Annotated in this window: 12 protein-coding genes; 11 read left to right on the top strand and 1 reads right to left on the bottom strand. The window is 46.7% G+C overall.

Translation table 11 applies throughout. From position 1 onward, the window contains the following. Positions 1-2: 2 nt before the first annotated feature. From FS628_RS17575 to FS628_RS17545, 7 genes are all read left to right on the top strand, one after another. The gene (locus tag FS628_RS17575) at positions 3-3,674 is read left to right on the top strand and encodes a DUF5704 domain-containing protein (RefSeq protein WP_145323903.1); all 3,672 of its coding nucleotides are present in this window, start codon (positions 3-5) and stop codon (positions 3,672-3,674) included. 170 nt (positions 3,675-3,844) lie between these two features. Continuing rightward, a complete protein-coding gene (pulA, locus tag FS628_RS17570; RefSeq protein ID WP_145323901.1) occupies positions 3,845-5,893 on the top strand; it encodes a type I pullulanase in 2,049 nt (682 codons plus the stop codon). Positions 5,894-6,290: 397 nt separating this feature from the next. Next, complete coding sequence (gene pulA / locus FS628_RS17565; RefSeq protein ID WP_145323899.1) at positions 6,291-9,167, top strand: type I pullulanase; 2,877 nt, start codon at positions 6,291-6,293, stop codon at positions 9,165-9,167. A 281-nt stretch (positions 9,168-9,448) separates the two neighbouring features. Continuing rightward, positions 9,449-10,078 carry a 50S ribosomal protein L25 gene (locus FS628_RS17560; RefSeq protein ID WP_076212356.1) on the top strand — a complete coding sequence of 210 codons (630 nt, stop codon included), beginning with the start codon at positions 9,449-9,451 and terminating at the stop codon, positions 10,076-10,078. A gap of 167 nt (positions 10,079-10,245) precedes the next feature. Then, positions 10,246-10,761 carry a hypothetical protein gene (locus tag FS628_RS17555; RefSeq protein WP_145323897.1) on the top strand — a complete coding sequence of 172 codons (516 nt, stop codon included), beginning with the start codon at positions 10,246-10,248 and terminating at the stop codon, positions 10,759-10,761. A 279-nt stretch (positions 10,762-11,040) separates the two neighbouring features. Further along, positions 11,041-12,012 carry a helix-turn-helix transcriptional regulator gene (locus FS628_RS17550; protein WP_145323895.1) on the top strand — a complete coding sequence of 324 codons (972 nt, stop codon included), beginning with the start codon at positions 11,041-11,043 and terminating at the stop codon, positions 12,010-12,012. Positions 12,013-12,050: 38 nt separating this feature from the next. Then, positions 12,051-12,413 (top strand): HIRAN domain-containing protein, encoded by a 363-nt coding sequence (locus FS628_RS17545; protein ID WP_186327846.1) that lies wholly within the window; start codon positions 12,051-12,053, stop codon positions 12,411-12,413. A 61-nt stretch (positions 12,414-12,474) separates the two neighbouring features. Here FS628_RS17545 and FS628_RS17540 read toward each other — a convergent pair whose 3' ends face one another. After that, complete coding sequence (locus FS628_RS17540; RefSeq protein ID WP_145323891.1) at positions 12,475-13,578, bottom strand: glycosyltransferase family 4 protein; 1,104 nt, start codon at positions 13,576-13,578, stop codon at positions 12,475-12,477. 216 nt (positions 13,579-13,794) lie between these two features. On the opposite strand from FS628_RS17540, the gene FS628_RS17535 reads away from it, so the two are divergent. The 4 genes from FS628_RS17535 to FS628_RS17520 all read left to right on the top strand — a co-directional run bounded on the left by FS628_RS17535 (position 13,795) and on the right by FS628_RS17520 (position 18,468). After that, positions 13,795-14,106: a DUF3817 domain-containing protein gene (locus tag FS628_RS17535; protein ID WP_186327845.1), complete on the top strand. Its 312-nt coding sequence runs from the start codon at positions 13,795-13,797 to the stop codon at positions 14,104-14,106. A gap of 277 nt (positions 14,107-14,383) precedes the next feature. Next, positions 14,384-15,202, top strand: coding sequence for a TerC family protein (locus tag FS628_RS17530; RefSeq protein WP_145323887.1), 819 nt, complete (start codon positions 14,384-14,386; stop codon positions 15,200-15,202). 498 nt (positions 15,203-15,700) lie between these two features. Further along, positions 15,701-17,164, top strand: coding sequence for an RtcB family protein (locus tag FS628_RS17525; RefSeq protein WP_260871073.1), 1,464 nt, complete (start codon positions 15,701-15,703; stop codon positions 17,162-17,164). Further along, complete coding sequence (locus FS628_RS17520; protein ID WP_145323885.1) at positions 17,164-18,468, top strand: AAA family ATPase; 1,305 nt, start codon at positions 17,164-17,166, stop codon at positions 18,466-18,468. The genes FS628_RS17525 and FS628_RS17520 overlap by 1 nt, the downstream gene beginning before the upstream one ends. Positions 18,469-18,602: the final 134 nt, after the last annotated feature.

The following is an 18,602-nucleotide window of genomic DNA, read 5'->3' as shown; positions in this document are numbered from 1 at the left end:
TAATGAAAAAGCTTAAATATTTTTCTGCTATTATTTTAGTGAGTATATTTATTTTACAAATTTTATTATTGTTAGTATTATACCTACCTCTGAACGTTGTTCATGCTGCTACAGATGAGTATGGACCTAAATCTATGAAAAACCCTCGGAAGGTAACAATACTAGCCACTCCTACTGTAGGGAGGCCAGGGGTTTATTGGTACCAAGTGGATAGCGGACAATTTAGAGCTGATCATGCTGGAGGACCAACTTATGCGAATAATGCAGGGAGTTGCTCCAGTCCATTTCCTGCTGCTACAGAAGTTCCGGATAGTGTAGATTTCAGTAGATGGCCTGCAGAAAACTGGCCTGATTATAATTCAAGACGAGTCGAAGTCTCAAGCATCCTTAATGTCCGAATCCATGATGTTAATTATCAGGGGAGAGCAGATCAAGATTCATATACTGGTGTGGGAGACCCTACCCCACCTTTTCCTTCAACAATTGTTGCAATAAGAACGATTACTGGAGGGTACCACACACCAACCGACAAGAGTCCATTCGCAAATGGTGGGCAAACAACGGCGGGTTGTCCTAAATACAATGTCTCTTATTTTACGCCCATGGACATCATCTGGGAAGGTGATTTGGAAGAAGAAAAAGAGATAACTGTCGAAGAGGATTCTACCCTTACCCTAGGTCAAACTCAGCAGATGATAGCCAAGGTGAAGACCAAAAACTATGGCGAAACAGATTTTAATGAGGGCATCGATGTATCGCGAAGAGAAGCGGAGATCAAATGGTTTTCCTCTGACGAGACGATCGCGAGCATTGAACTGAAAACAGGAATGTTAAAGGCCGAAAGTCCAGGCACGGTCACTGTGCGTGCCATCTGGAACAATGGTACATATCTCATCTCGGATACAGCCACCATAACCGTTACGTCTGAGCCAGGACTCGTGGTGAATTTGCCGAACGCTTGTAAAGCCAATACAACACCACTACAGGCAGAAGCGGTTCTAACCAAACCTGATCGATCTGTTCATAAACTGACAGCTCATCCTAAATTGACGTGGCAGAGCTCGAATCCGGCTGTGGCCACGATCGGCGCAGATGGCAAAATCACGACCAAAGGTCTCGTGGGTAGCACGACTATAAAAGCTCATTTTCTTGATCCAACCCAGCAGTTGGATGAACAAGGGACTCAGGTGCTGGAAGTGAAGGACTGCACAGATAATGGAGGAGGCGGTAATGGTGGTGATCCGGGTGGAGACCCTGCGAACGCATGCCCTGTGACCATCAGCCCGCCTAGTAGAGGTACAGTTATTGAAGCAGCGGTCATGGGCCCAGCTGTTCAAGGCGTGCTGAAGGCAGACGATCGAGGAGCTGAGAAGTTTGATGTCACTCGCGGCATTCCAACTTCAGAAGACCTTTATGCCAATGTCTTAGCTAAAGAGTATTTGTTCCAGCACCGGTGGGTTAATATGACTGGAACGGTAACTTATACTGTGAATGTGAAGAAGGTTTACCATAAAACCTGGACGATCCCGGGAAGACCCTCTAGTGGTGAGGGTGATCCAGGAACACCTCCTGAGCCGAGAGAACTTGATGTTCCTGGAGACAAGACTATGCAAGTAACAAGGACTTATAGCTATTGGCAGATCGATAACCTGGAGGTATACAAGTTAAATGAAGCCAAGGTATCTAACTATGCGCTAGGTGGTTATGGTGACACCGTGACCTTGACGCCCAATGCATATACACCACCGACTTTGCAATCGGCTATGGATCCTGCGGTTACTACTCATGTAAAACCTGCGCCATGCCGAGAGATTGATCTTGGCACCGAAGGGGTTCCGGGTGGTTCGGTTGAACCGCCTACGCCAGATGAAACATCATTGTTTCAATCCAAAGCTGAAGCGGAGGTTAGAGAGAATACCGTCAATAATGACAAGGTAACCTTTAATGGAGCGACGATTATGGACCCTGCTCCCGTGGAGAAAACAGCTCCAAGACCTGGGACGATCCCGCAGCCTGGCATGATCGGAGACGATATTCTATACCAGAACCGACTGACAATCAAGAACACATTGATGAACAAAGCTAACCAGCCAACCACGGGTGAGATTACGTATGGACTGATCCCTGGCAATGTTAACGGTGGCCAGGATCAGAAGTTCCCCATTCCGGGCATCAACTCGGTGACAGTACATACTCCGGTTGTGAACTATGCCTGGGTGTCAGATGATCAGCCGCATAACCAGAAGACCACGCCTGATCCGACCAGAGCTGCACTTATTCTAGAGCGTCCATTCCTTGTGCGGATACCAACCTCAGGTCAACATCTGGATGTAGCGAGTTACCCTGGTTATGGAAACCGTGATTACGCAAAATATTTTCGGATCAAACAGGTTCGTTTCCCATTCGATGTCTATAACGGTGCCAGAAGTCAGTTTATACCGGCTATGACATGGGTTGATATTCCGGTAAATCAGTTGGACACCCCTTTTTATCTCCCTGTATGGGTAGATGAAGGGAATTACCAGATCGAGTTCCGTAATATTGCAGAGAATGCACCCGTAAATTTTACGGAACAACAGGATGCCAATACAAATCTGACCCATCATGTCGCAGCAGATACCGTTGCTGTGGAGGTCATCGGACGATTGTATGATTTTCACATCACCGATATTTCAGACTACAACTGGGAGAATGTATTCCGCAAGCGGATGGGCAGCCCGGAACCAACGGGTGTGAGCTATTGGACCGGGGGAAACAGTATAGACGGAGATCCCCGAGGTAATCTGGCACCCTATGTACTGCCTATACGTCCCGGCAGTCATCCGGTACAGGGTTTCCGAAATGCAGCGGTGAAAACAGGGTACCATTTCAAGTTCGATCTCAAGACCAAGGGTAATATGTTTGGGAAACAGGATGGTATCCGAATCACCCCGATGTTCTCTTTTGTGAGTAAAGATGGCACCACCCGGCAAGAAGTGGATCTATACTACCACCGAGGACAGGAACGACTCATTCGTATCGGATCGGCTCAAGACTTAGAAAAACGCTTTGTTGTCCTGAACTCACGATTGAGGAATGTACCCGGTACGGAATTAGGTGATACAGCACGTTATCAGTACACTTATGAACTGTCTGAGGAGGAACGCAATCAGGGTACACTGGCGGAACATATGGTTCGTTTCGTGGATCAGACCTCTCATCATAAAACGTGGGTAGGTCGTTATAACTGGATGATTCTTCCTTCACAGATCCGTACACTCATTGGTCCAAAAACAGATATACCTTCCGGTGTTAATGTAGATCGGGCAAATGCAGCGATTCAGCGCTGGTATGGCGAATATAGCTTGCCAGCGGATGTATATGCTGTGTCCAAAGGAACCGATCTCGAATTGCTTTCCAGACAAAACCAGTTGGATGAGAAGGCAACCGTATTCCTGAGAGACGGTTATATCGTGGTTAACTTCAATATTGAAACATTGCGCAGCGGCAATACAGATGCGCCGCACCTGCAATATATTCATGCCCCGTTGATGAACCAATGGCAGATGGAGGGTTTTGATAATAGCCCGGTAGATGGTCAGGGTAGAAGTTGGGCGATGCAAGATGGAGATGTGGTTTTCTACCACGCCGATCAATCTAGCCGCAATGATTTCCAATCCCAGGTACCGCATTAGATAGACATCGTTTTACCCTTAAAGAAGGCAGGCGTGATGTGAATCCACATGGCGTTTGTCTTCTTTTGCTTAATTCGGATTATGGTTGGTCAACAGAACGGGTATAAAGGGTAAGGAGTACTCGTTACATCTGTATTCATTAATTTCTCAACGAGAGGGGAACAACAGACATGATTGAAGAGGATAAGCAGGAACTATTCATTTCAGAAGATACATACGAAGGAAGAGATCTGGGTGTCACAGTAGAATTACATGCCTGTCACTTCAAAGTCTGGTCACCGTTAGCCGTTCAGATGGAACTACTCCTGTACCCGCCTTTGACAGGTGGGAGCCCGGAGGAAGAGCCCAATCAATTGAAACAGAGGGCGTTACCCATGCACAAGAAAGAACAAGGCATTTGGGCTCTGGAGTTGGAAGGGGAGTTAGATAACTACCGATACATGTACAAGCCTACTTTCGAAGATGGACAATCAACGACTGCTGTTGATCCATTCGCACGAGCAGTCACCATGAACGGAGAAATGGGTGTAATCATCAGACTGGGGCAGACGCATCCCCATGGGTGGAGTGAGGATATTCGCCCTGAATTGACTAGTCCTGTAGATGCGGTTTTGTACGAACTGCATGTACGTGATTTTTCCATACACCCATCATCTGGAATCACGCATAAAGGAAAATACCTGGCTTTTACCGAGACCGGGCTGCGGGATTCAGAGGGCAACACGCTGGGAATCGATCATTTGGTTGAACTGGGGATCACCCATGTGCATCTGCTGCCTGTATTTGATTTTGCGACAGTGGATGAGTCCGGGGTGGATGGGGATACGTCTGATGCCTCCAACTATAACTGGGGATATGATCCACTTCATTACAATGTCCCGGAAGGTTCCTATGCCTCACGTGCGGATGAACCGAAGACACGAATTCGTGAATTCAAATCGATGGTACTTGCTCTCCATAACAAGGGCATAGGTGTCATTATGGATGTGGTATATAATCATACGTTTGATACGGCGGGCAGCTCGTTTGAAAAAATTGTACCCGGGTACTACTATCGCCAGAATGCCGATGGGACGTATAGCAATGGTTCAGGTACAGGCAATGAGGTGGCTACGGAACGTACCATGGTACGTAAGTTTATCATCGACTCGGTCCGTTACTGGGCAGAGGAGTATCATGTGGATGGTTTTCGATTTGACCTGATGGGCCTGATCGACACAACTACGATGAAGCAGCTTGCAGCGGAGTTGCACGTCGAAGTATCCCCATCCATATTGCTATATGGTGAGCCATGGGGTGCACTGGATTCACCGCTTGGGGATGATATGACCCTAAAAGGAGCACAGCGCGGAGCGGGATTTGCCGTGTTTAACGATAATTTCCGTGGGGTGATTAAGGGAGACAGTGATGGGATGGGCACGGGTTTTGCGACGGGCGCGGACGGGAAAGAAGACGAGTTGTGGACAGGCGTCCGGGGAGCCATCCATGATTTTACCAATAGTCCATCCGAAACCATTAATTATGTGACGGTACATGATAATCTCAACCTGTGGGACAAAGTCGCACGGACACAAGGACTACACGATATGCTGAATTTCCTCACCTATAACGAGGATGGAAGCATTCGGGGATGCCAAAGTGTGGAAGAGGCTGTAGAGAAGGCTAAGCCTTACTTACAGATTGATCCGAATCATATCCTGGAGAACGAGACGGTTAGGCGTTGTCTGCTTGCCAATGGTATTGTTCTCACCTCCCAGGGTGTCCCCCTGATTGCAGCCGGAGATGAACTGCTTCGCACCAAATATGGGGATGCCAACAGCCATCAGAGTGGAGACGTGGTCAATGCCATTCATTGGGGGCAAAAGCAGCGGTTCAAGCCGGTGTTTGACTATTATTGCGGGCTGATCCGTCTTCGGCGAGAGCATCCGGCCTTTCGGCTTCGTACACGGGAAGAGATCGAGAAGCATATTCGTCTTCTTGAAAAAGGTAATGGTATGTTAGCCTATGAATTGGAAGGTGCGGCCGTCAGCGATTCATGGGAACGCATTGTCGTCATCTATAATGCTGGAAAAGAAAACTGTTCCGTCTCTGTTCCCACAGGCACATGGAATGTGGTCGTAGAGGAAGGGCAGGCCGGTGTTGATGCGATCCGTGTGATACAGGACGGACAGGTAACTGTGAATGCTCTATCCATGACGGTGATGTATTCGAAGTCCTGATTGTCACAAAAAATAAAACTAATCCTCCTTTCCGTTCGGAAAGGGGGATTTTGTGTTGAGGTGAAAAGGCAGTGTCTTTGTCGCAGGAGGACTTCGTCATGCTGGACCTTTAATATAATGCCCGCCAGTTTAGTGCGTAATTTAGTATGATTTTTGTTCAAACCACGTTCATCCTGCAATTATTCCTATATATTTCAAACTTTTTTTGTCGGGACAGGTACAAATGCTGTCAATCTATGGCGCTTGTTTACATATCTATATTTTGAAAGCGATTGCTAATTGAATATTCGAATCGAACCGATATGATGAGTACAGACAACCCCGGGTTGACAAACAACGTCCCGCTCCGTAACATCGGGACAACACGAAATCAATGGATATAAAGGCGGTGGGAACGATGCCGGAATGGACTTCTTTTCGTTACGAAGGCAACGATCTTGGCTTAACATATACTCGTGCAGCAAGTACTTTTAAATTGTGGGCACCTACGGCACAACAGGTTTATATATTGGTTTTTGAAGATGAAGGGCATTACAACGATAGTGGCAAAGTACAGGATCACGAAGGTGGGCAGGAATATTCTCTGACGCGCGATGCGGACGGGATATGGAGTCTGGAGCTTAACGGCGATTGGGCAGGACACTTTTATATGTACCGAATTATACATGATGAACAGCGAATGGAAGTGGTTGCTGACCCTTATGCCAGAGCGGTCACAGCTAATGGGCAACGAACGGCCATTATAGATCCTGAAACGACCCATCCGGTCGATTGGGACCTGGATGTCAAACCTGCTTTTCTGCGTCCGGTGGATGCTGTCCTATATGAGTTGCATGTACGTGATTTCTCCTCCGACCCCCATGCGGACATTCCGTATAAGGGAAAATATTTGGCGTTCACAGCATCTGGACTCACCGATAGAGCGGGGAATAGCATTGGGGTAGACCATCTTGCCGAACTGGGAGTTACTCATGTGCATCTTTTGCCTGTAGCGGATTATCAGACAGTGAATGAACTCGCTGCGGCGGATGTGGGTTCAAATGTCAGAGTACCATACAACTGGGGGTATGATCCCCAGCATTATAACGTTCCCGAGGGTTCGTATGCGACTGATCCTCGTGATCCTGCGGTTCGCATTCGGGAGTTCAAATCACTTGTTCTATCACTGCACAGACAAGGCATTCGTGTTGTGCTTGACGTTGTCTATAATCATACGTATAGCGTGGAAGAAGGACCTTTTGATCGAATTGTACCAGGGTATTATTACCGTTATCGGGAGGATGGCACCCTCAGTAATGGTTCTGGTGTAGGCAATGAATTGGCGACAGAACGCCCAATGGTGCGAAAATATATTCTCGATTCTCTCCGATACTGGGCAGAAGAATATCATGTGGACGGATTTCGATTTGACCTCATGGCCCTGATTGATACGGAAACGATGAATGAATTAACGCGCGAACTACGGGAACAGATCGATCCGGCGTTTCTGGTCTATGGGGAACCCTGGACGGGTGGAGATTCGCCATTGGACCGCAAAACGTTAAAAGGAACACAGCGAGGTCAGGGATTTGCTGTATTTAATGATCATTTTCGCAGTGCAATCAAGGGAGACAGTGATGGGGATGGAAAAGGGTTTGTCACAGGTGCCGGGGGGCAGGAATATGAGCTCTCTAGGGGATTAGCCGGGGCACTGGATGATTTTACATCTTCACCTGTGGAAACCGTCAATTATGTAACTGCCCATGACAATCTGAATCTGTGGGATAAAATCGCAACAACGATGAATCTCAGACATGAATTAGGTTTTCCCGTATGGAAGGACGGACAGCCGGTGGGAGGCGGAAGTGCTGAGTCGGCGGTAAAAGCAGCAGATCCATATCGGTATGTAGATGCAGATGATGTACTGGATCATGAGATGGTTCGTCGTTCGTTACTGTCGTCCGGTATTTTGCTCACCTCCCAAGGCATTCCGTTTCTGCATGCAGGTGATGAGATGCTTAGATCCAAAGCCGGTGATCATAACAGCTATCGGAGCGGCGATGCGGTGAATACCATCACATGGGCCAACAAATCGCGGTTCAGACCGGTGTTTGACTACTATCGTGGTCTGATCCATCTGCGACGTACACATCCCGCCTTTCGTATGATAGATGCCGAACAGGTACGGAATCACCTTCGTATAATTCGTGCCGAAGGCAATGTAGTTGTATTTATGCTTCAGGATGGCGCGAATCAGGACACCTGGAATCAGATTATGGTGATCTATAACGGAACCGAACATCAGCAGCATGTGGACCTGGGGGAAGGTGACTGGCATGTCGTGGTCAATGATCATCAGGCAGGTACGGATCTGATTGAGACCGTTCGTGGCACTGTTCGGGTAGAACGGTGGTCATTGATGGTTTTGTACGATACAGAGCGTGCTGGAGGCGCTGATCCGGCCACCCTGGAGATTAGTTTTCCAAGACAGGTATATAGTCCGAAAGAGACCGTTCAACTCCGAGCGATCGTAAGGGACAGCATTGGCAATGTCGTAGAGAATGCCCCTGTTACCTGGACTTCTTCTGAGCCGGATATTATTCGGATACAGCCTGATGGAACAATCCATGCACTGGAACGCGGAGAAACCTCAATTACAGTCCACTGTGGGGACATAACGGCAACTTGTATGTTACAGGTGGATCATCGTCATGCCGAGCGAATTGAAATTGTGGGCGAACCTGTCATGTATATGACTCGAATCAGCCGTTTCCGTGCTTTGGTTCTGGATCAATTCGGTCAGCCGCTTCAGGATTCTACTATACGTTGGAGCTCGTCTCATTCGGAAATGGCAGCCGTAAGTTCAGCGGGGATCGTGCGGGCTATATCACCTGGAGCAACGCAGATCATTGCTGAAGCTGGAGGAATCCGGGCAACACTTGTCGTAACCATTCTTAAACAGGTTTCGCGAACCGTCACGCTTCGATATGAACGGGAGGACCAGCACTATGAAGGCTGGGATGTCTGGGTCTGGGGCACTGGCATGGAGGATGGAGCAGTCCCGCTGGAACAAGTCGGAAATGCCGCTGAAGCCCGCTTCCGTGTTGCTCCGGGTCTGCATCACTTGGGATTGATCATTCGATTGAACGAGTGGGAAGCCAAAGACACATGTGGAGACCGTTACGTGGATATTGTACCTGAAGACGGTGATGTGCACATTATTGTTCGCAGTGGGTCCGATGAGATGCAGGTCATTCGCGAAAGCGATCTGAGAGAGGATCGTAACAGCGCATAATTTCTTTTTTTATAATCTCATATAGACGTTCGGTTAACGCTTGATACACCAGCAGTTGGAAGAGATTCCGACTGCTTTTTTGGGTCTGATTACATGAAGCGCTGGTTGATTCCAAAAAAGAATTGTCCTGTTGTGTGTTTGAGATCCTCTATCATTGGGGTAAATATAGATATGGCCCACGATTCGGCCAAAGGAAAAAAGACCATCATGGTCTATGAGATAAGCCTCAGCGCTTTCCAACAAATATAATGTAGTGATCCCTTGAAGGAGGATGTTCAATCATGAAATCCAACGGAAAAATGGCTCAACTTACAGCAACGCCAAGAACGGAAAAGAAAGGTGCAGCACTGCGCCTGTTAAGACAAGGCGGACGAGTTCCCGCAGTCGTTTACGGCCCGGGACTTGAAGGTGCTTCAATACATGTAGATGAAAAAGAAATGCTGAAAGTGGCGCGCACAGGCCGCTCCGAAATGTTCAACCTGAATGTGGAGGGCGGTAAAACGGTTCCGGTGCTGATCAAGGATCAGCAAGAGCGTAACGGACGTTTGCTGCACGTAGACTTTTTGCAAATTTCCAAGAACAAGCCGATCAGCGTAAGTGTATCGATCGACTTCCAGGGTACAGCGGCCGGCTCGAAAGCTGGCGGTGTATTCCAGACACAGGAGACACAGCTGGAAGTAGAAGGATTGCCTGCGGATCTGCCAACTTCCATTGAAGTGGATGTTAGCGGATTGGATATTGGCGATCGCTTGACTGCTGCGGATATCAAACTGGATAAAGGTTTGACACTCATAACATCACCTGAGTCCATCATCGCTTCCGTCATGCCGCCACAAGCTGCTGAGGAAGAGCCAACGGCTTCTGCTGAGGAAGCTGAACCGGCAGCTGAAGAAAAAGCTACAGAAGAATAAGCGAAGCTCAGGGATCTCATCAGATCGCATGCTTAACCAAAGCCCAGTCCTAGTGACTGGGCTTTTTTTATTTTCCAGGCAAGAAAGTTCAATAGGCACATCGTTCGCATGAAAAATGAGAATGTACTACAATACATGTTAAAGGGTAAGAAAGTAGGTTTATTTCAATGTTTGATCCAACGGTGTATGACAATCTGAAAGTCGGGTTTGAGAATTATCTCTATGATATGGATAACCTGGATGAACGTATTCAGATTACGGGGCGTAAAGATCGGCTGGAGATGGCAGTGATGTCCAGAGAGTTCACATTACAATTCTGTCTCAGTGATCGCCTGGAAGTAACAGGGGAAGTTATATTAAGCAGTTCCCTTGAGGAGCTCGCAGGGGAGATTCTGGAGACGCCTGGCGCTCATCCAGGTTGCCGTTTGGAAATCCGGTTTGGCATGGTTATGAAAGAGCCTGAGAGGCAGTGCCCAGCTATTCGTTCGATATTGCAACAAAGCTGGCCTGAGCAGCGGATATGCCAGACTATCCAGTATATCTTTGATGAACAGCCAATTACGTATAACGTTACGGCACACGTATATTTTGACCGCAGTGTGAATGAAGACCAGATGGGAGATATTCCTGAACTCTGTGAGCATATGGCGAATGTGATGAAGCAACTGAATACAGTTCAATAACCAGTAATTCCCAGGAAAAGCCTTGTCTCTTTGAAGAGATTAGGCTTTTTTTGTATTAATTTTAGAAATTTGTATAGGCTTTCAGACTTAGGTACAAGGGATTTATGGTTAATAATTTACGCAAGCAAGTAAGAGAATGTATATTAAAAGAAGGGAGAAAGTGCAATTGAACTATATACAAACGTGAAATTGCGAAAATAATATTGGGACTAAAGATTTAGTTCTGTACTAAAGGAACTAGTTTTCCTTGCCGATAAAATATCGAAGGGGAGAAACTACATGACAGAGAAATTAATTCGTCTGCTGCGTATACTTCAAGCTATACAAGCAAATCCCGGAATTTCGGCCAAGGAGTTGGCGATGAAATGCGGTACGACTGTACGCACAATATATCGTGATCTCCGGATTTTGGACAGGGTCGCCCCTATTATGAACGAAGGATATGGCAAGGGTTACCGATTTATTGGTGAGTTTGCGATGTATCCGTTAGACTTTACTGAACAGGAAGCCATGGTCTTCTCCATGCTTCCATCCGTAGTCGATACTTCTAAGTTACCTGCTGAATTTGACTCAGCTTTTGACAAGGTCATGTCGGCTCATACCAAATTAAAATCAAGAAACAGTGACATTGTAGAGAACATTGCGGGAATTATTCGGATGGGTACGCCGGCTTATCGGGAGGAAGGAAAAGACCCCAATTTGCTCATTCCCATCATTGAAGCGATCCTAAGTCGGCAAACGATTCGTACTCAATATCATACGCTGACCAAAAATGAGATCACGGTCCGGGATATTGATCCTTATTATCTCATTCCGCGGGATCAACGTTTTTATCTGATTGGATACTGTCATTTGCTGCAAAAAGTCCGATTGTTTCGGATTAGCCGTTTTCTGGATGTGGAGAGAACACATGTCGAATTCGACAAGGGTGATTTCAACATAACGCAGTACATGAAGAACACATGGTCCATTGACCGTGGCGATGAAAATATCCATTTCAAAGTAAGATTCTCTGAGAAAGTGGCCCCCTACATAAAAGAAGAAGAGATGTTTGTTCGCCCGCGAATGACAGATATGTCGGATGGGGGATTGTTATTTGAAGTGACACTGAATAGCGGCCGAGAATTTTTGAAATGGTTGTATCAATTTGGGCCCGAGGCAGAAGTACTTGAACCTCTTGAGTTTCGTAGAGAGATACGGAAGCAACTCGTGGCGTGGTTGGAGCATTATGACAACAATGAATCTTTGTAATGTTAATCATGGAGAATGCAGGAAAAGGAGCAGGTGATATGAGTACCAAATTATTCGCAGCTATGTATGGGATGGACCATTACCATGGAGTACAGGTTTTACATGTGGGGGATACCGTGTACCTCGTCAAAGATCCAGATAATCGCTTGGATCACCAAGCCATTAAGGTTGTCATTCCCCCCATTGGAGCCGTAGGTTATATCGTTAATGATCCGGTTGTGGTTCCTCATGGCTGTTGGACAGGGGCGGCATTCTATGATGTATTTCATCAACTAACGTGTGCCAAAGTACGATTCATGATGAAAGATATGGTGATTATGGAGTTGATTGAAATGAGCCATATTCCCGTTCCGCAGATGGATTCTTTTATTACCGGATGGCAATCTCGTGAAAAAGCTTGATCTTCTTAAATGATATCTGCCTCTATTAGGGGTCAAGATGATTATCAAAACAGAAGGAGGCTCATTCACGGATGAGCCTGGTATAGGTGGCTTCCAGATGCATGGCTGTTCGGGTCCAACTGAAATGTGCTACTGCGCTATCCCGACCAGCCTTCCCCAATATTTCGGCAGAATTCGGACTGCTTGCAAGTTTATACAGGCAAGAGGCAAAACGTTGAGGGCGCTTATAAGACGTCACAAGGTATCCATTGATACCTGATTCAATAATCTCACGAATACCTCCGTTATCAGAAGCAATAACAGGCAATCCCGAAGCCATGGCCTCCACATTAACCAAGCCAAAGGCTTCATGTTCTTGGGATGGACAGACGAGACAATCGACTGCCCGGTATAACTGATCGATATGCTCATGGTTGATCTGGCCCCGAAAAGAGATGTGGATTTTTTGTTTTCGGGCAAGTTCGCGAAGTTTACGCACGTAGAGTGGAGGCCCTTTGCCTGCCACAACCAGTTGAACAGGCATCTGTTGCTGAAGGAGAGCAGTTGCCCGAATTAATATGTCTACGCCTTTGCCGGGGATGAGCCTACCGACATATAGAATAGAGAATGGTTTAGTGATTCCAAATTGTGTACGCAGACGAAGCTGTTCTTCACTGGACTCAGCAGGCCTGAAGCGACTCAGATCCGCACCAAGTGGAACAACACTCATCCGGCGTTTTACAAGCGGAAATCTGCGGCCCAGCCTTTGTCTCAAGGATTGGCTGTTGACGGCAATCCAATCGGCCTTTTTCATCAATGCGAGTCTGGATGGTCCGGGTTGCGCGAACGTCAACGAGTGGAGATAGAGTACAACGGGCGTGTGTGGAAAAGCTTGTTTAATGGCAGCCATGCTTCGGGGCCTGTTATCCACTTGAATCACATCGTAAGGTTGTTTGGATAACAGACGTATTACTGCTTTGATGTACCCGACAGTACTCGATGCAGGAACACGCTGAATGGTGATGCCGTCGATCTGCTCCATGACGGCGAGACCTGCCATTTGACGACTTATGATGGTCACCTGATGGCGATGGGCAAGTTCGCGAGCGATGCCCAGAATGCAGATTTCCACTGAACCATTACCGGGCAAAGGCAATTTTTCGGGTGCAACCATAGCTATTTTCATGATCAGGCTCCTCCTTGTCCGACATCTGTAACAATCTTCGTCATATATCCTATGAGCAGCTGAAGCATTTGGCTCCTGTGAACAGGCTGGTGAATCACCCATATGAGTGTGCAGGAATAATCTGCTGCATGTATTGGAGCGGAAATCTGCGGCTTTTGTGATATACTGTACGGGAACTATTGAGTTCGTTACATGTATAGAAGCAGGAGGAAAATGATGTTACATTCTATGCTGGGGCGCTTCCGGCTGATGTTGTGGTTGCAGGGCATTTCGTATGTGTTGCTTCTGTTTGTTGCTTTTCCGTTGAGAGATGCCGGGATTATGCCGCAGGCTGTCACATGGTTTGGAAATTTGTACGGTTTTTTGTTTTTAATGTACTTGTTGTTTATGGTGAGTTTGTACACTTCACAGAAATGGCGTTTGCGCCGTCCAATTGCTCTGTTCTTCGTTTCCTTCATTCCACTGGGGAACATGATCTACGATGTAGTTGTATTCCGTAAGTTGTCTCGTCAACTAAATAAAGCTTGACTTTATTTAACGTTATGAAATATGATGAGTACAGGTTAAACAACCCGTTCCAACTAAAACTACATATTCCTGTTAAAGGGGAGTAGCTTTTACAGTAAAGTCGTCAATTCGGGATCATATCCCCGGCTTTATTGGCAGCAATTTTGTTGTTAGCGAGACCTTTACCAAGTTTTCATGCTCGGTAAAGGTCTCTTTTTGTGGATATAAAAGGATCTTACCAGCGATGGTAAAGGTCCTTTTTTTTGTACATCATAAGAATATTAAGGAGGAGTCAATTTTGGATGTTTCATTATTATTAGAATATGGGTGGGTGCTGGCTGTCTTAGTGGTCCTTGAAGGATTACTCGCAGCAGATAATGCATTGGTACTCGCAATTATGGTTAAACACTTGCCTGAAGATAAGCGCAAAAAAGCGTTGTTCTATGGTCTGATGGGTGCATTTGTTTTCCGTTTAGGTTCGTTGTTCCTGATCTCTTTCCTGGTCGATGTATGGCAGGTACAAGCGATTGGTGCCCTGTATCTCCTGTATATTTCAATTAACCACATCGTTAAAAAGATACTTGGCAGTCGAAATAAAACAGATGAAGCAGCTGATTCGACTCCGAAGAAACCGAAAAAACAATCCGGTTTCTGGATGACTGTATTCAAAGTCGAAGTAGCGGATATCGCGTTTGCAGTCGATTCCATTCTGGCTGCTGTTGCTTTGGCCGTGGCGTTGCCACCAAGTGGATTGCCTCCAATTGGGGGACTTGACGGTGGACAGTTTATCGTTATCTTCCTCGGTGGATTCATCGGGCTTGTGATTATGCGTTTTGCAGCCACATACTTTGTGAAATTGCTTCATGCCCGTCCAGGGCTTGAAGTTGCGGCTTTTGTCATCGTAGGTTGGGTAGGGGTTAAGCTGGCAGTTATAACACTTGCACACCCTTCGTTGGGTGTTCTGGATGAGCATTTCCCGGAAAATAAAATTTGGAAATTCGGATTCTATATTGTACTGATCACCATTGCGGTATGTGGTTGGTTCCTGTCTTCCAAAGCTCCTGAAAAAGAAGACGAAAATCCGGTTGAAGAATTGGAAAAACAAGCAGGATTGTAATAATCATGTTACGCTAACAACATCATTATTAGCTGCAAAACAGGAGACTGTCCTAGGACAGTCTCCTGTTTTTGTTTGAATATGAAATATGCGCATGGTCCATTTTCCAAGAAAAGGGTTGACACATGAATTCTAGTCCCCTTAATATAAGACTAACATTAACGAAGGGAGGCCGAGAGACATGATGCTTGGTTATGATTTGATTCAAACAGGGCGCAATGTAGACACAATAGCATATCCGGCTCATCGTTTCATTGGCCTCATACGGTCGACATAGGAGATAGGCATATCGTTTAGCAGGTTTATAATCGATATGCGTTCTTCGCTTATATTATAGCGATGGATGACAGACACAGCATATTCATGCTGCTCTGTTCTCCGTTATTGTCATTCAGTAGAAGTCATGGGCGAATAGCCTATGGCTTTTTTATGTTTATTTTATACAAGGAATCAGCAAACCGAATTTGCTGAACGTACAGGAAGGAATAAAACACATTTATGAATACAGAGTTTAATTTATTGACCAAGCAGAACGAATTCGCAGGTGACTATCGGCATGAAGTGAAATTGCCTGCAGGCGATCTGACCGTATATGCGGCGCAACAGCTCTTCTCCTCGCTGGATTACAAGGTGTTCGAGATGGCGAACAATAATCTGCAGATTCCGGGAATCTCTTATATGAGTTACACACCAGACGTACATGTCGGTGTAGGTACCTGCATTGGAACGACAGCTGTGTGGGATGCGCAGAGTGGATATGTATCTCCCTCGATCGTAGGCAGTGATATTGGCTGTGGTATGCGAGTGCATATGACGAACCTGCACAAAGACGAATTGAAAGATATCAAACTTCGCCGCAAACTCGTTAAGGCCATTGAGAAAGTACTACCGATGGAGGCAAACCAGCGAGGCCATTACTCAGATATCAGACTGGAACATATTGTTCGTAAAGGGCTGCATGGGTTACCGAAAAAGTATATTCCGGACAGCTATACCCCGAAAAAATCAACCTCAATGACACATGTGGAGAGTAGTAAGTTCAGTTACGATGAGGATGTGTTAAACCACATCCCTGATATGACGTGGCATCGTTCGCATCGTCAGCTCGGTACACTGGGTGGGGGAAATCATTTTGCCGAGATCCAGGCGATCGAAATTGCAGAAGAGAATCGCGAAATCGCAGAAGCTTGGGGATTGTACGATGGACAGGTCGTGGTCATGATTCATTCCGGCTCGCGTGCATGGGGTGGTTATGTAAGTCAGACGAGTTCGTCGGCCATTGCTAAAGTCATGAAGCGCCTTAACCTGGGAACATCCGATCCGAGACTGGTCTTTGCCCCACTTGAGCATGCGGAAGGTCGTCATTATGTGAATATGATGTATTCTGCTTTGAATTACGCCGTTGTCAATCGTCATCTGATTGCGTATGCTATTCGCGAGGCTTTCCGGGATGTGTTTGGCTCCAAATGTGAATTTCGTACATTGTACGATCTGATGCACAACTATGCTTGGGAGGAATCCCACGCAGACCAGGGTTCCGTTTTTGTGCATCGGAAAGGTGCGACACGTGCGTTGCCAGCAGGGCACCCGGATAATCCGAAGCCTTATCTGGCAACAGGACATCCGGCGCTTATTCCCGGTTCCATGGGAACTGCTTCGTATATCATGGTGGGTCAGCCGCAAGGTGCCGATAATTATTATTCAATATGTCACGGTGCGGGTCGGATCCGTTCACGGACAGCAACGAAACGACTGGTTTCGGTGGAAGATTTTGCTTCGGCACTGGGCGTGGGGACAGAAGAGGAGATTGTAGTAAACCAGCGATCGCTTGAATCCATTATTGATGAGTCACCTCAGGCTTATAAAAATGTAGATGAAATTATAGACAGTGTCACCGGCGCAGGCCTGGCTGAAGTTGTAGCCAAATGCAAACCGCTTGTAGCGGTCAAGGGAGCGAAATAATGACAATAAACGAAAAACAAACGGATCCAACCCAAGCGATCTATACCTATGACGAACAACATGATACACGAATTCGAGTGGAAGGGTATGCCATCTATTCAAGGCTGATCCGTGGTATCAGTGAGGCGCTCCATCAGCGCTATGGGGTTGAATACAAGCTCTATGCCAGTTCTGACCCGAACAATGAATATTGGGAGTTGCTCCGGGAAGACTTGCAGAATGGTAGTGACGAAGTGGAATTGGTAGCCCGCATATTCGAGGATCTGGAGCTTCAGACGTTGCATTACGACGATGATGGAGATGTGCCTACTTATGGTGTGCACTACTCCATTCGTAATAACGTATTTGCCTATCCGAAATGGGGCGTTGCGCTTGTGCGTGTTCCATTTTTCCGAGAGAACGGAATCTACAGTGAAGACTTTGTCTTTGCTGTCGGTGATGAGGAGATGAAGCAGTTTCTTGGAAGTGTCCGTGAACGGGAACGTCAGCAAAATATGAAAAAAGTGACGGTTTATACCGATGCCCGAAATGGCAGCGATCGACATGTCGAATCCATCACTCGTTCCGTGGGAAGAGAAGATGTCGTTCTCTCGGCCCAGATCAAACAGGATATTTTCCGCTCGCTGGATCAGTTCTTCGAAGCGGATCGTTCCTTTTACCGAGATTATGATATCCCGTACAAACGGGGAATTCTATTGTATGGACACCCTGGAAACGGCAAGACCACATTGGTGAAATCCATTGCTGGAAGTATCCCGGGACCGGCAGCGTATTGGCAGATTACGGAGTATACCAATAGTGAATCGGTGCGTGAAGTGTTCGAGGCTGCCAAACGGCTTGCACCGATGGTACTGATCATTGAGGACATCGATTCGATGCCGGATGAAGTCCGTTCCTTTTTCCTGAATACACTGGATGGAGCTACGTCGAAAGAAGGCATTTTCCTGATCGGGACAACGAATTATCCGGAGAAAATAGACCCAGGCCTGATGAACCGTGCTGGACGGTTCGACCGGGCTTATGAAATCCCTTTGCCAGATGAAGAGCTTCGCCTGCAATATTTGCGGCAAAGAGGCTTCACCATATTCGCGGGTGAAGATGGCACGGTAGAGGCAGCTCGCCTGACCGACACCTTCTCTCTTGCGCAGCTGGGTGAGTTGTATGTCAGCGCTGCGCTGGAATGGCATCAGAATGGTCAGACAGACATTGTGAAAGTCATTCAGTCGATGCGTGGCGAATTCGACAAGAGCCACAAACATACCTGGCTAGCGCAGCCAGGTAAGGGACGTGCAGGATTTTATTGATGGGTAAGACCGCTTCGTAATCGGAACATGGCCACTGTGACGTACAGTAACTTTTAGTATGAGACTATAAATAATCCTACCTCAATTGGTGATACTAACCTTGTCTGCTCTAACATACAATGACTTTCGGGAGG

Source organism: Paenibacillus xylanexedens (assembly GCF_007676705.1).
In the GTDB taxonomy this organism is placed as follows: Bacteria; Bacillota; Bacilli; order Paenibacillales; family Paenibacillaceae; genus Paenibacillus; species Paenibacillus xylanexedens_C.
The sequence above is the reverse complement of the archived record's forward strand: the minus strand, read 5'-3'. Positions and strand labels throughout refer to the sequence as shown.